Annotated in this window: 1 protein-coding gene; it reads left to right on the top strand. The window is 41.4% G+C overall.

Going from position 1 to position 251, the window contains the following annotated elements; genetic code table 11:
* Nucleotides 1–11 precede the first annotated feature (11 nt).
* The coding region (locus tag SB749_RS20250; RefSeq protein ID WP_410711890.1) for a hypothetical protein at nucleotides 12–251 on the top strand (240 nt) is incomplete at its 3' end.

The following is a 251-nucleotide window of genomic DNA, read 5'->3' on the forward strand; positions in this document are numbered from 1 at the left end:
GAGGAGATGTATTGCCTCGATCGTTGCTTGAGGTTGAAACGGAGCTAAATACCTTTAAAGGTGATGCAAAACTTACAACTCTTCCTCAGTTAATACTGCAATACCCAAGTGCAATTTACTTCTTTTTTAGTAAAGATACGCCCGAGTTGGCCTATGCAGTTGAAAATGGCTTAGCGGTCATGCGTAAAAATGGCGAGTTTGACCGCTTATTTAATGCGTATAATCGCAGTGCCATTGAGCACGCAGATATT

The sequence above is a fragment of the Brevibacterium sp. SIMBA_078 genome, from assembly GCF_046534565.1.
GTDB lineage: Bacteria > Actinomycetota > Actinomycetes > Actinomycetales > Brevibacteriaceae > Brevibacterium.